At 66.3% G+C, this 12,260-nt stretch carries 12 protein-coding genes; 6 read left to right on the top strand and 6 right to left on the bottom strand.

The annotated features are described in order from the left end of the window. Window positions 1-5: 5 nt before the first annotated feature. Window positions 6-1,139 carry a mechanosensitive ion channel family protein gene (locus tag AC1D2L_RS02735; protein ID WP_476844270.1) on the bottom strand — a complete coding sequence of 378 codons (1,134 nt, stop codon included), beginning with the start codon at window positions 1,137-1,139 and terminating at the stop codon, window positions 6-8. 186 nt (window positions 1,140-1,325) lie between these two features. Here AC1D2L_RS02735 and aqpZ point away from each other — a divergent pair, with 186 nt between their 5' ends. Further along, window positions 1,326-2,042: an aquaporin Z gene (gene aqpZ / locus AC1D2L_RS02730; protein ID WP_476844269.1), complete on the top strand. Its 717-nt coding sequence runs from the start codon at window positions 1,326-1,328 to the stop codon at window positions 2,040-2,042. 32 nt (window positions 2,043-2,074) lie between these two features. Here the strand turns inward: aqpZ and AC1D2L_RS02725 are convergent, their stop codons facing one another. The 3 genes from AC1D2L_RS02725 to AC1D2L_RS02715 form a co-directional block, all read right to left on the bottom strand. Next, window positions 2,075-3,133: a DUF2332 domain-containing protein gene (locus AC1D2L_RS02725; protein WP_476844268.1), complete on the bottom strand. Its 1,059-nt coding sequence runs from the start codon at window positions 3,131-3,133 to the stop codon at window positions 2,075-2,077. 15 nt (window positions 3,134-3,148) lie between these two features. After that, entirely contained in the window at window positions 3,149-3,550 is a 402-nt protein-coding gene (acpS, locus tag AC1D2L_RS02720; protein WP_476844267.1) for a holo-ACP synthase, read from the bottom strand. A gap of 66 nt (window positions 3,551-3,616) precedes the next feature. Next, the gene (locus AC1D2L_RS02715; RefSeq protein ID WP_476844266.1) at window positions 3,617-4,360 is read right to left on the bottom strand and encodes a pyridoxine 5'-phosphate synthase; all 744 of its coding nucleotides are present in this window, start codon (window positions 4,358-4,360) and stop codon (window positions 3,617-3,619) included. Window positions 4,361-4,592: 232 nt separating this feature from the next. On the opposite strand from AC1D2L_RS02715, the gene AC1D2L_RS02710 reads away from it, so the two are divergent. The 3 genes from AC1D2L_RS02710 to AC1D2L_RS02700 all read left to right on the top strand — a co-directional run bounded on the left by AC1D2L_RS02710 (window position 4,593) and on the right by AC1D2L_RS02700 (window position 9,177). Then, window positions 4,593-6,305, top strand: coding sequence for an ATP-binding protein (locus tag AC1D2L_RS02710; RefSeq protein WP_476844265.1), 1,713 nt, complete (start codon window positions 4,593-4,595; stop codon window positions 6,303-6,305). Window positions 6,306-6,409: 104 nt separating this feature from the next. Then, window positions 6,410-6,802: a DNA-directed RNA polymerase subunit omega gene (gene rpoZ / locus AC1D2L_RS02705; RefSeq protein ID WP_476844264.1), complete on the top strand. Its 393-nt coding sequence runs from the start codon at window positions 6,410-6,412 to the stop codon at window positions 6,800-6,802. 155 nt (window positions 6,803-6,957) lie between these two features. Next, window positions 6,958-9,177 carry a RelA/SpoT family protein gene (locus AC1D2L_RS02700; RefSeq protein ID WP_476844660.1) on the top strand — a complete coding sequence of 740 codons (2,220 nt, stop codon included), beginning with the start codon at window positions 6,958-6,960 and terminating at the stop codon, window positions 9,175-9,177. 3 nt (window positions 9,178-9,180) lie between these two features. Here AC1D2L_RS02700 and AC1D2L_RS02695 read toward each other — a convergent pair whose 3' ends face one another. Then, entirely contained in the window at window positions 9,181-10,020 is an 840-nt protein-coding gene (locus AC1D2L_RS02695; RefSeq protein WP_476844263.1) for a LysR family transcriptional regulator, read from the bottom strand. Window positions 10,021-10,137: 117 nt separating this feature from the next. On the opposite strand from AC1D2L_RS02695, the gene AC1D2L_RS02690 reads away from it, so the two are divergent. Then, window positions 10,138-10,521 carry a tautomerase family protein gene (locus AC1D2L_RS02690; RefSeq protein WP_476844262.1) on the top strand — a complete coding sequence of 128 codons (384 nt, stop codon included), beginning with the start codon at window positions 10,138-10,140 and terminating at the stop codon, window positions 10,519-10,521. 24 nt (window positions 10,522-10,545) lie between these two features. Here AC1D2L_RS02690 and AC1D2L_RS02685 read toward each other — a convergent pair whose 3' ends face one another. Further along, the gene (locus AC1D2L_RS02685) at window positions 10,546-11,304 is read right to left on the bottom strand and encodes an SDR family NAD(P)-dependent oxidoreductase (RefSeq protein WP_476844261.1); all 759 of its coding nucleotides are present in this window, start codon (window positions 11,302-11,304) and stop codon (window positions 10,546-10,548) included. 150 nt (window positions 11,305-11,454) lie between these two features. Between AC1D2L_RS02685 and recO the strand changes: the two genes are divergently transcribed. Continuing rightward, complete coding sequence (gene recO / locus AC1D2L_RS02680) at window positions 11,455-12,183, top strand: DNA repair protein RecO (RefSeq protein WP_476844659.1); 729 nt, start codon at window positions 11,455-11,457, stop codon at window positions 12,181-12,183. The last annotated feature ends 77 nt before the right edge of the window (window positions 12,184-12,260 follow it).

The raw sequence follows: 12,260 nt of genomic DNA, 5'->3' as shown, positions 1-12,260 counted from the left end.
TCTTATCAGCCGGCGGCGTTTTCCGCGCGCACCAGAGCGACGGGCAGGGGTGCGTTCATCGAGGGTTGCGGTTGCTCGGCTCGAATTCGCGGCAGGGAGCGCGGATGCTCGCGCTGGAGGAAGGCGATCAGCTTCTCGCGGACCTCGCAGCGCAGGTCGAAGGCGCGCGGCGACGTCCCCGCGCTGACCAGGATGCGGACCTCCATCGTGGACTGGCGGAAATCCGTGACCTGGACATTGACGACGCGTCGGTCCCAGAGTTTCGAGGCGGCGGCGATCTCCTCGACCTTGGCACGCACGGCTTCGATCGGCGTCTCGTAGTCGAGATAGATCATCACAGTGCCGATCAGGGCGGCATTGTCGCGCGTCCAGTTCTGGAACGGCTTCTCGATGAAATAGCTCAGCGGCAGGATCAGCCGGCGCCAGTCCCAGAGCCTGACGACGACATAGGTCGAGGTGATTTCCTCGACGTTGCCCCACTCGCCTTCGACCAGCAGCGCGTCGTCGATGCGGATCGGTTGCGTAACGGCGAGCTGGATGCCCGCGAAGACGTTCTTCAGCACCGGTTGCAAGGCCAGGCCGACCACGAGGCCTGCCGCGCCCGCCGACGCGAGCAGGCTGACGCCGTACTGCCTGACGCCGTCGAACGTCATCAGCATCGCGGAGAAGGCGATGATGACGATCATGAAATCGCCGACGCGACGCAGGATGCGCGTCTGGGTGACGTGCTTGCGCGCCAGCAGGTTGTCCTCGGCGTCGAGCTTGAAGCGGCGCAGATAAACTGTCGTCCAGATGTGCAGCGCCGTCTTGGCGATCCAGCCGGTGAGGGCGATGAAGCAGAGGAGCAGGCTCGCCCGGATAAGCGCGGCCTGTCCGGCTGTGAGCGGCGACACGCTGGCTGCGAATGCAAGCGCCACGGTGATGATGGCGAACCGCGTCGGGCCGTGCGTGCGCGAAACCAGCGAGCGCCAGAACAGGTCCATGCGGGCCACAAGCCGCGTCAGGATGGCGAAGACGAACCGGTGCACCACCACGGCCAGCCCGACAGCCATGGCGAAGACGAGCGCGCTCACCAGCCACGAGGGCAGGAAGCCGAGCTGAGCCACGAGCCAGCGCGGCGTGTCGTCCGTGAAATCCATGCGGGCTCCCGATCGCTGCGAATTTTGTTGCAACGCGGCAGCAGGAGAGGGGTTCAATCCGGTGAGCGACGGGCAAGAACGAGCCGCATGGGCCCGCTTCCCCGGTCGATAGGCCTATGCCCTGCGGCAATTGACCACTGCCTGCGCAAGCAGCAATGTCGATTCTCCGGAACTGGGGGTTTTGCAATGAATACAAAGAAATATGTCGCGGAAGCGATCGGCACCTTCTGGCTGACCTTTGCCGGTTGCGGCAGCGCCGTGATCGCGGCGGGTTTTCCGCAGGTCGGTATCGGTCTCCTCGGCGTTTCGCTGGCCTTCGGCCTCACCGTCGTGACGATGGCCTACGCAATCGGCCACATCTCGGGCTGCCATCTCAATCCGGCTGTGACCGTTGGTCTCGCCGCCGGCGGTCGCTTCCCCGGCAGCCAGGTGGTGCCCTACATCGTGGCGCAAGTCGTCGGCGGCGTCATTGCCGCGGCGCTGCTCTACTTCATCGCCAAGGGCGCACCCGGTTTCGATCTGGCCGGCGGCTTCGCCTCGAACGGCTATGCCGAGCATTCACCGGGCAAGTACAACCTGGTCTCGGCCTTCACCATGGAAGTCGTCATGACGGCGGTCTTCCTGTTCGTCATCATGGGCGCGACCCATGGCAAGGCGCCCGCCGGCTTCGCTCCGCTCGCCATCGGCCTGGCCCTCTGCCTCATCCACCTTGTCAGCATCCCGGTGACCAACACCTCGGTGAACCCTGCCCGCAGCACCGGTCCGGCGCTGTTCGTCGGTGGCTGGGCAATCCAGCAGCTCTGGCTGTTCTGGGTCGCTCCGCTGATCGGCGGCGTGCTTGGCGGCGTGATCTATCGCTGGCTCAGCGACGAGCCCCAGGGCGAGGTCACCGGACGCGGCTGAAGCCGGCCTGGCTGCGGCGGCTGGCGGATGTCTTATCGCCAGTCGACCCAGCGGCCGTGAAAATCGGCACGGGCGATCTCTCGCTCATGCCCACCCGGCCAGAGGGTCAGCGTCACCGCGGCGCTGGTCTTTTGCGCATCCGCTTCCATGCGCAGCCAGGCGAGGGGGCGTTCCACCGTCGCCAGCGCGCCGGCCCGGGCCATCGCCTCCGCAATCCGCTGCTGGATCGCCTCGGGCATGTACTGCCACATGATCGTGTGCATCAGCACGCGCGCCCGGCCCGCCTGGGCAGGCTCGCCCAGCCTGGCTTCGACCCAGTCCGCGGCATCTGCCCGCTCGACCCGCCAGGGCCTTGCGGCGGCGGCATCGAAGGCGGCCTCGGTCGCAGAAATGCGCGCGGCCTGGTCCGGCCAGATATAGGACATCACGCGTGCACGGTCGGCCGAATCCGATGGGTTTAGCGGGTTGAGGTCGCAAGCCTGTCGCGCGGCAATCTCCAGCCTTGCGTCGAGCGGCGGCAGCGGCGCTCCGCGCCATTCGCTGCGTACGGTCACGGGCGAGGCGGCATCGCCCCAGTTCATGCCGCCGAGGTCGTAGCGATAGCGCTCGAAGCCGAGATTGAGGCCTGCGCTGGCTCCGATCTCGAGCAGGTCGAGCGGCAGGCCCGTCGCCTTGGCAATGACAAGTGCGCCGCCCAGCAGCACGGCGCAACGCCGCACCTCATTGGTCTGCGGCGGGCTGTCGAGATAGGCGGTGAGAAAGGCGTCATGCTCCGCGATAGCGTCGAGCAGGCCCAGCCACAGCACCTTGGCCTCGGTGGCGGCGGGTGGGTAGAGCGCGGACAGCGCCTTGGCCCTGCCAGAACGGGCCAGCGCATTCAGCCCCCCCGCGGCGCGCAGCGCGAGCGCATCGGCGCGCGGATCGCCGGGCCAGTGCAGGATGCGCGCGCCGAAACCGCTGGTTTCATCGAGGCGTTCTCCGAGAAGGTCGCAGACGAGCCCGGTGAAGGGAGATCCGAGCGATCGGCAGGCATCGGCCTGGTTGGCGAAATGCGTCCGCACGCCCGTACTCATTGCCGCTGCATCGCTCATGACTGATCTCCGGTCCTACCCGATGGCACGCGCCTCGATCACGACGAAGGCCTGCGCCATTGGCGGGTCGTCCGTCATCGTGACATGCACGAAGGCCTCGCAGCCGGCGGGTGTCATGGCCTTGAGCCGTTCTGCCGCGCCGCCTGTCAGCCGCATCGTCGGCCGGCCGCCGGGCAGGTTGATGACCTCCATGTCGCGCCAAAACACCCCCGCGGCCATGCCGGTGCCGAGAGCCTTGGAGCAGGCCTCCTTGGCCGCGAAACGGCGCGCATAGGATGCCGCCCGTGTCGCGCGACGGTCGGATTTGGCGCGCTCGCCCTCGGTGAAGACGCGATGGGTGAAGCGCTCGCCGAAGCGCGCGAGCGACTTCTCGATGCGTGTGATGTCGCAGAGATCGGAGCCGATGCCGAGGATCATGAAGCGGGCTTAGAGCATCGGCCCGAAAAGTGGAATGCGGTTTTCGGCCGATGCAAGAACAAGCACCTAGGTCCGTCGTCCCTCGTCCATGGCTTGCCGCATCCGACCCAGCGCGGCGTCGAGCCCGATGAATATCGCCTCGCCGATCAGGAAATGGCCGATGTTGAACTCGACGAATTCGGGTACGGCGGCGAGGATGCGCGCGGTGTCGTAGTCGAGCCCGTGCCCGGCATGCATCTCAAGCCCGAGCGACGCGCCGAAGGCTGCGCCGCGCGCCAGCCGCGCGAACTCGACCTCGGCCTTGGCCGCGTCTCCGTCGAGCACGGCGTGGCACCAGGTGCCGGTATGGAGTTCGACCACGGGCGCACCCAGCTTGGCGGCGATCGCGATAGGCGCCTCGTCGGCCTCGATGAACAGCGAGACGCGGCAGCCGGCGTCGCGCAGGCGCGCGATCTGGGGTGCCAAAGCAGTCTCCTGCCCGACGACGTCGAGCCCGCCCTCGGTCGTGCGTTCCTCGCGCTTCTCCGGGACGAGGCAGGCCGCGTGCGGCTTCAGCCGGATCGCGAGCGCCATCATCTCGTCGGTCGTCGCCATTTCGAAGTTGAGCGGCTTGGTCAATTCGGCCGCGAGGCGCTCGATATCGGAATCGCGGATATGGCGCCGGTCTTCGCGCAGATGCGCGGTGATGCCGTCGGCGCCGGCGGCGACAGCCTGATGGGCCGCGCGCACCGGGTCGGGCAGGGCGCCGCCGCGGGCGTTTCGGACCGTCGCGACATGATCGATATTCACGCCCAACCGCAAACGATTCATCGCCGGCCACCCCTTGTTGCAACGGCTTGTGCATAGCCTCGGTGCCGGCTCGGCTCAAGGCAGGGAATGTGATCGCGGCGGTGACTTTTACTGATGATTCTCAGGTTCATGCGCCGCGCTTCCTTGGCGTTTCAGTAACCGTGATCGCAACAGCGAAGGCACGGTAAACGTAATCGTAAGCGTAAAGCGGATACCGCTAGGGATTGACGGAGCAGTGGGGGGCGGTCGGGTCGTGCAACTTGCAGTAAAGACAGGCATCTTCGAGAGCGATATCTCTGCGGATCGTCGCGATCCCAACCAATTGGCCGAGCGCACGCTTGGGCGCGTGGTCTTTTGCGATGGTTCACGCGCCACGATTGCCGGCACGGTCTCATCCGCCAACCGTCTCGGGCCCGATACGTGGACCATCGGCAAGATGATCTCCATGAATCTCGGGGACACACGCGTCGTCGGGCTCGTCTACGAGATCCGCGCCGTCGAATCGCAATGGGTCGAGGATGGCGAGAACACGATCCTCGCCCAGGTCGAACTGCTCGGTGAGGTGACGGATCGCGATGGCGAGGCCGCGCGCTTCCGCAGCGGCGTCAGCACCTATCCGCCTATCGGCACGATCGCTCACCGCATCCGCACCGGGGACCTTGCGCTGGTCCATGATCTCGGCGAGCGCTCCGGCGTCGTCGTCGGCCATCTCACGCAGGATCCAAGCGTCCCCGCCACCATCTCGATCGGCGGCATGCTGTCGCGCCATTTCGCCATCCTGGGCACGACGGGCGTCGGCAAGTCGAGCGCCGTGGCACTGCTGCTGCGCCGGGCGATTGCGGACCGGCCGCGCCTGCGCGTCCTGATCCTCGATCCGCACAACGAATACGCCCATGCCTTCCCCGACAAGGCTCTCACCATCGACGGCGAGACGCTCGACCTGCCGTTCTGGATGTTCCGACTCGATGAACTCGGCGATGTCGTCTTCCGTGGCCGCCCGGCCATGGACGAGGAGGTCGACATCCTGCGCGAGGTGATCGCCTCGGCGCGGATGCGATTCCGGGCCCCGAAGCCTCAGGACATGGCACGCGACCTCGGCTCGACCCTGCTCAAGCGGCCGCTCGACCTCGGCGCGCCGCGAGAGGGAGCGGAGCCCGTCGCCAGCGCCATCGACGCCCCGACGCCCTATCGCATGAAGGATGTCTTCGCGCTGATCGAGGAGCTGATCGGCCTGCACGAACTGCGCTATCCGCGCGCAGCGCTGCGCTCGCTCAAGGTCCGGCTCGAGGCCCTGTACGCTGACCCGCGCTATCGATTCATGTTCGCCCGCGCCAACATGATCGAGACGATGGCGCCGATCATCGGCCAGATCTTCCGGGTGCCGCATCAGGGCCGGCCGATCACGGCGTTCCAGCTAGCCGGTCTTCCCTCTGAGGTCGTCAACGCGGTCGCCTCGGTGCTCTCGCGCCTTGCGTTCGATCTCGCCCTGGCGAGCCAGGGCGCCTGCGAAGTGCTCGTGCTGTGCGAAGAGGCGCATCGCTATGTGCCGTCAGATCCCGCGCTCGGCTTTGCGCCCACCCGGCAGGCAATCGCCCGCATCGCGAAGGAAGGCCGCAAATATGGCTGCTATCTCGGCGTCGTGACCCAGCGCCCCGGCGAACTCGATGCGACGATCCTGTCGCAGTGCTCGACGATCTTCGCGATGCGCCTGTCCAACGAGCGTGACCAGCAGATCATCCGCTCGGCGATTGCAGATGCATCCGCGAGCACGATCAACTTCCTCTCCTCCATCGGCAATCGCGAGGCCATCGCCTTCGGCGAAGGGGTGGCCACCACGATGCGGATGCGCTTTGCGGATCTGCAGCCGCACGAGTTGCCGGCGATGGCGGGCGGGCATGCGCAGTCTGCACATGAGCGCGGCGAACCAAGCCTCGACGATCTGGTCCGGCGCATGCGGGGCGGCTGAGCCGGGCAGGGGTGCGGGCAAATCTTGCAATCGCCGCACTTTGGCTGTAAGGCCGGGGCAACACCATCTTGCCCTGCATCGCTAAGATCAGAAGGAGCCGCGCCATGGCTCGCGTAACCGTTGAAGACTGCATCGACAAGGTCGACAACCGCTTTGAACTCGTGCTGCTCGCCAGCCATCGGGCCCGCATGATCCAGTCGGGCTCCGCGATCCTGGTCGCGCGCGACAACGACAAGAACCCCGTCGTCGCTCTGCGCGAGATCGCCGACGAGAAGCTGAAGCCCGAGGATCTCAAGGAAGACCTGATCCACTCGCTGCAGAAGCATGTCGAGGTTGACGAGCCCGAGGCCGAGACCGTGCCGCTGCTGACGACGTCGGTCCCCAACGCTTCTGCCTCGGATTCCGAGGTTCAGTTCGACCGCATGAGCGAGGACGATCTCCTGCGCGGCCTCGACGGCCTGGTGCCGCCGACCGAGAGCGCCGACGACGAAGATTGAGCTGATTCAAAATCTTCACCGCATTTGCTAAAGCCCGGCTTTGCCGGGCTTTTTCATGCCCGCCCCACGCAAATGCGCCTTGCCGGGGGGCTTGCCTCGGCGGATATTGAATCATTGCAAAATTTCGGCAGGCAGGACAGAGGGCCCGCATGGGTATGATGCGGCAATACGAGCTCGTTGACAGAGTCAGGAGCTATAATCCGAACACCGACGAAGACCTGCTCAACCGGGCCTATGTCTACGCGATGCGCGCGCATGGCACGCAGAAGCGCGCCTCCGGCGATCCCTTCTTCGCCCATCCCCTCGAAGTCGCCGCGATCCTCACCGATCTCAAGCTCGACGACGCGACCATCGTCGCAGCCGTGCTGCATGACACCGTCGAGGATACCGCCGCCACTCTCGAGGAAATCGAGAGCATGTTCGGCCCCGATATCCGGCGCCTGGTCGATGGTCTCACCAAGATCAAGAAGCTCGACCTGGTCTCGAAGAAGGCTGCCCAGGGCGAGAACTTCCGCAAGCTGCTGCTCGCCATCGTCGACGACGTCCGCGTGCTCCTGGTCAAGCTCGCCGACCGGTTGCACAACATGCGCACATTGCACTTCATGGCGCCCGAGAAACGCCTGCGCATCGCCGAGGAGACGGCCGAGATCTACGCGCCGCTGGCAGGCCGCATGGGCATGCAGGAGGTCCGCGAGGAACTCGAGGAACTCGCCTTCCGCCATATCAAGCCGGAAGCCCACGCGACCGTCACCAAGCGCCTGGAAGAGGTGACCGAGCGCGAGGGCAAGGTCATCGGCATCATTGAGAAGGACCTCAAGGAGAAGCTCGCGGCGCGCGGCATCCAGGCCCAGGTCTCCGGGCGTCGCAAGCGGCCGTATTCGATCTGGCGCAAGATGGAGCGCAAATCGGTCTCCTTCGAGCAGCTCTCGGACATCTTCGGCTTCCGCGTCATCGTCGACTCCGCCGATGATTGCTATCGCGTGCTCGGCATCGTCCACATGACCTGGCCGATGGTTCCTGGCCGCTACAAGGATTACATCTCGACGCCCAAGCAGAACGACTATCGCTCGATCCACACCACAGTCGTCGGGCCCGGGCATAGCCGCGTCGAACTGCAGATCCGTACCGACACGATGGACCGCATCGCAGAGTTCGGCATCGCGGCGCATGCCCACTACAAGGATGGCCGCACCACCGAACTCGTCCAGTTCGCCGATGAGAGCCGCGCCTACCAATGGCTGCGCCGCACCGTCGACCTGCTGGCCGAAGGCGACAGCCCGGAAGAGTTTCTGGAGCACACCAAGCTCGAGCTCTTCCACGACCAGGTTTTCTGCTTCACGCCCAAGGGCCGCCTGATCGCCCTGCCGCGTGGCGCGACGCCGATCGACTTCGCCTATGCCGTCCACACCGATGTCGGCAACAGCGCAGTCGGCGCCAAGATCAACGGCCGCATCGCTCCGCTCCTCACCGAACTCGACAATGGCGACGAGGTGGAGATCACGCGCGCGGAGGGGCAGGCGCCTCCCGCTGCCTGGGAATCGCTGGTCGTGACCGGCAAGGCCCGCGCCGCCATCCGTCGCGCCACGCGCACCGCGGTGCGCCGCCAATATGCGGGCCTCGGCCGTCAGATCCTGGAGCGCGCCTTTACACGCGCCGAGCGTCCCTTGACCGATGAGAAGCTGAAGGCCGCGCTCAAGCGGCTCGCCCGAACCACCGTCGATGACGTGCTGGCTGCCGTCGGCCGCGGCGAGATGTATTCCGGCGATGTGGTGAAGGCCGTCTACCCCGATCTCGAGGCCGAAAAGCGCTCGCCGGTCGACCCCAAGAGTGCCGGGGCAGCACCGCAGAGCGGCGCGGGCTGGTTCGAGCTGCGCAAGGGCGAGAACCTCAAGTTCAAGCTACCCGGCGAAAAGCCGGAGGCCAACGCGATCCCGATTCGCGGCCTCGGCGGCGATCTGCCGGTGCGCTTCGCGCCTGACGGCGGTGCCGTGCCCGGAGACCGGATCGTCGGCATCCTGACCCCGGGCGAGGGCGTCACGATCTATCCGATCCAGTCCTCGGCGCTGGCGGCGTTCGACAACGAACCGGAGCGCTGGCTCGATGTGCGCTGGGATCTCGACGACAAGGTGCCGCAGAGATTCCCGGCCCGCATCAAGCTGAACTCGATCAACGAGCCCGGTTCGCTCGCCCAGATCACCACGACGATCGCCGAGCATGACGGCAATATCGACGCGGTGCAGATGGTTCGGCCGAACCAGGATTTCACCGACGTCACGATCGACCTGACGGTGTGGGACCTCAAGCATCTCAGCGCGATCATCAGCGAACTGCGCGAAAAGCGGGTGATCAGCCGCGTCGAGCGGGTGATCGGGTAGGGATCAGCGGAAGGCGGCGGCGAGCTCACGCACGAAGGCCACGGTGCGTGGTGTCGTCACCTGGCTGCGCAGCACGACCTCCGAGTTGCCGAGATCGGGCAGGTCCCATTCACCGGACACTTCGACGGTCCCCGGCGGGGCGATGCGCCGGGCCAGGGGAGAAACACCCAGGCCTCCCAGAAGGGCCGCCGTGACGGCGGCCATGCCGCCTCCGATCACGGCCTCGCGCCAGGCGAGGCCGGCGCGCTCCAAAGCATCGATGCCGTGCCGGCGCAATCCGCATTCTGCGACGAGGCTGACTATCGGTACAGGCTCGGTCGCCTGGCGTTGCAGAGTGGCAACCGCAAACCAGCCGAAATCATCTTCGCGCAGCACCTCGCCCGTTCGCCCCGGCTGCACGCGTCTGACGATCACGGCATCGAGCTCGCCGCGTTCGAAGGCATCCTCGAGCGCCTGGGAGCGCTCGATCCGCAGGTCGATGGCGAGCCCGGGGTCGCGCCGCGCCAACTGTGACAGCACGACGGCGATATCAGCGCCGACGGCTTGCTCGCTGATTCCCACGGCGACGCGCTCTCGCCGTTCGGCGAAGACGGCGATCGCCTGCTCCTGCGCGACGAGCAATGCGCGGGCCGCTGGCAGGAAGCGCTCGCCTTGCGGCGTCAGTCGCACGAGCCGGGGATGGCGTTGCAGCAATGTGTGCCCGAGCCGTGTCTCGAGCCGCTTCACGCGCGTACTGACGAGCGATTGCGCCATGCCGAGCGCCTGCGCAGCCTTGGTGAAGCTCGCAAGCTCAGCGGCCTGGAGGAACGCCGCGACATCATCCAGATCGAGAGTCGGCGTCATAATGATCGAAATTCCGTATCTCTGATATCGCTAAAGATACGCTTATCCGATCAATACGGCAACGCTAGCTTCAACTCGTCCGCGAGGCCGCGCCTCGCCTTCGTGCTGGAGCCAGCCATGCCTTTGATCCGTGTTTCCATGCGTCGGGGCCGTCCGGCCTCGCATCCCGCAGCCATTGTCGACGGCATCTACCGGGCGCTGCGCGCGACCTTCGAGGTCCCCGAAAACGATCTCTTCGCCGTCGTGCACCAGCACGATGCCGACGAGTTCGTCTTCGATGCCAACTACTTCGGCTTCGAGCGCTCGGCGGGGCTCGTCATCATCCAGCTCTTCGTCGCCAATACGCGCGGCGTCACCCAGAAGAAGGCGCTTTACGCCGCGATTTCCGAAAACCTCGCGCGCGAACCCGGGCTGAAGCCCGATGATGTCTTCATCAACCTCGTCGAGGTCAAACGCGAGGACTGGTCCTTCGGGGGCGGCATCGCGCAATACGTCGCCTGACGGTGCGAGCTGCCGCGCCCTTCCTCAGTGGGCCGAGTAGCGCATCCCGCCATCGACCGGGATCACAGCGCCGGTGATGTAGCGCGCCAGCGGCGAAGCCAGGAACGCCACGAGATGGCCGATGTCCTCGGGTTCGCCGAAGTAGCCGATCGGGATGTTGCGGGCGATGAAGGTCTGGCGCGCCTCTTCGGTCGGATGCAGGCGGTTCAGGATCTGCTCACTGTTGATCCGCCCCGGCGGGATGGTGTTGACCGTGACGCCGTCTGCCGCCACGTCGACCGCCAGTCCCTTGGCCCAGAGATGCAGCGCTGCCTTTGCAGCGCTGGCTGCATTCAGGCCGCGGGGCTCCATCGAGCCGCTGATGTTGATAACCCGGCCCCATTTGCGCGCGCGCATTGCCGGCAGCAGCGCTTCGGTCAGGCGACGGGCTGCGGTGAAGTTCAGCGCGAAAGCCTCGTCCCAGGCCGCATCGGCGGCGTCGGTCGCGATCGGGCGCGAACCGCCGGCGGCATTGACCAGGATGTCGACCTGGCCCAGCGCCGTGGTCGCGTCGCGGGCGATGCGGGCGACGTCGGCGGCGTCAGTCACATCGCCCAGCACGATGACCGGGGGGCGTCCGCCCGCCGCGATGACCTCGGCAACCAGGGCCTGGAGCGGATCGGCGCGCCGCGCCGTCACCACGACCTGGGCGCCCTCGCTAGCGAGCACGCGGGCAATGCCGGCGCCGATGCCCGAGCTGGCGCCCGTGACCAGGGCGGTGCGCGATGAGAGATCGAGGTTCATCAGAGGTCTCCGGGCAATGGCGGAAGCGGTGCAGTCACACCCGCAATGCCCGAGCGTAAGCGCGCACACAATTGGCCCGAAGACATGGCGGCCTTCCGATGACGCACGGAAGTTGTGGCAATGCAGGCCGCCTTGCCTCTAACTGCGGCGATGGAATGGAGCGACGAAGGCACGATCATCGGGCTCAAGCCACATGGCGAGAACTCGGTGATCCTGGAGGTGATGACCGCAGGGCACGGGCGGCATCTGGGACTGGTCCGCGGCGGGCGCTCGTCGAGGCGACTGGCCTCGCTGCAGCCCGGAAACGCCGTTAGCCTGACTTGGCGCGCGCGACTCGACGAACATCTCGGCGAATACCGCGTCGAATTGCTGACCTCCCATGCGGCGCGCCTGATGGAGGCGCCGGTTGCGCTGTACGGGCTGGGCTGCGTCGCCGCGCATCTGCGCCTGCTTCCCGAGCGCGATCCGCATCCGGGCCTGCATGAGGGCCTCATGGTGCTGATCCAGCATCTCGACGAGCCGCGCCTTGCGCCAGCGCTTGTCGTGCGCTTCGAGATCGCCATGCTGGCCGAGCTTGGCTTCGGGCTAGATCTTGCGCGCTGTGCCGTGACCGGCTCGCCCGACGATCTCAGCCATGTCTCGCCGAAGTCGGGCAAGGCGGTCAGCCGCAAGGCGGCCGAGCCCTATATCGACCGCCTGCTCGCGCTGCCGGCCTTCCTCAGCGAGGGGCAGGGCGCCCGCACACCGGCCGCCAGCGAGATCGCGGCGGGCTTTGCCTTGACCGGCTTTTTCCTGCGCCGCTATCTCTACGAGCCGCGAGGACTGGCCGAGCCCCCCGAGCGCGCTCGCCTCATCGAGCTTGCTGCAAAAATCCACTGATTTCTGCGGCTTTTCGTCCCGTTTGGGTTGGAGAAACTTGCATTGAACCGGCATCGTCATGCCAAGTGATTCGCAGA

The organism is Allobosea sp. P1_B10 (genome assembly GCF_056406735.1).
The sequence above is the reverse complement of the archived record's forward strand: the minus strand, read 5'-3'. Positions and strand labels throughout refer to the sequence as shown.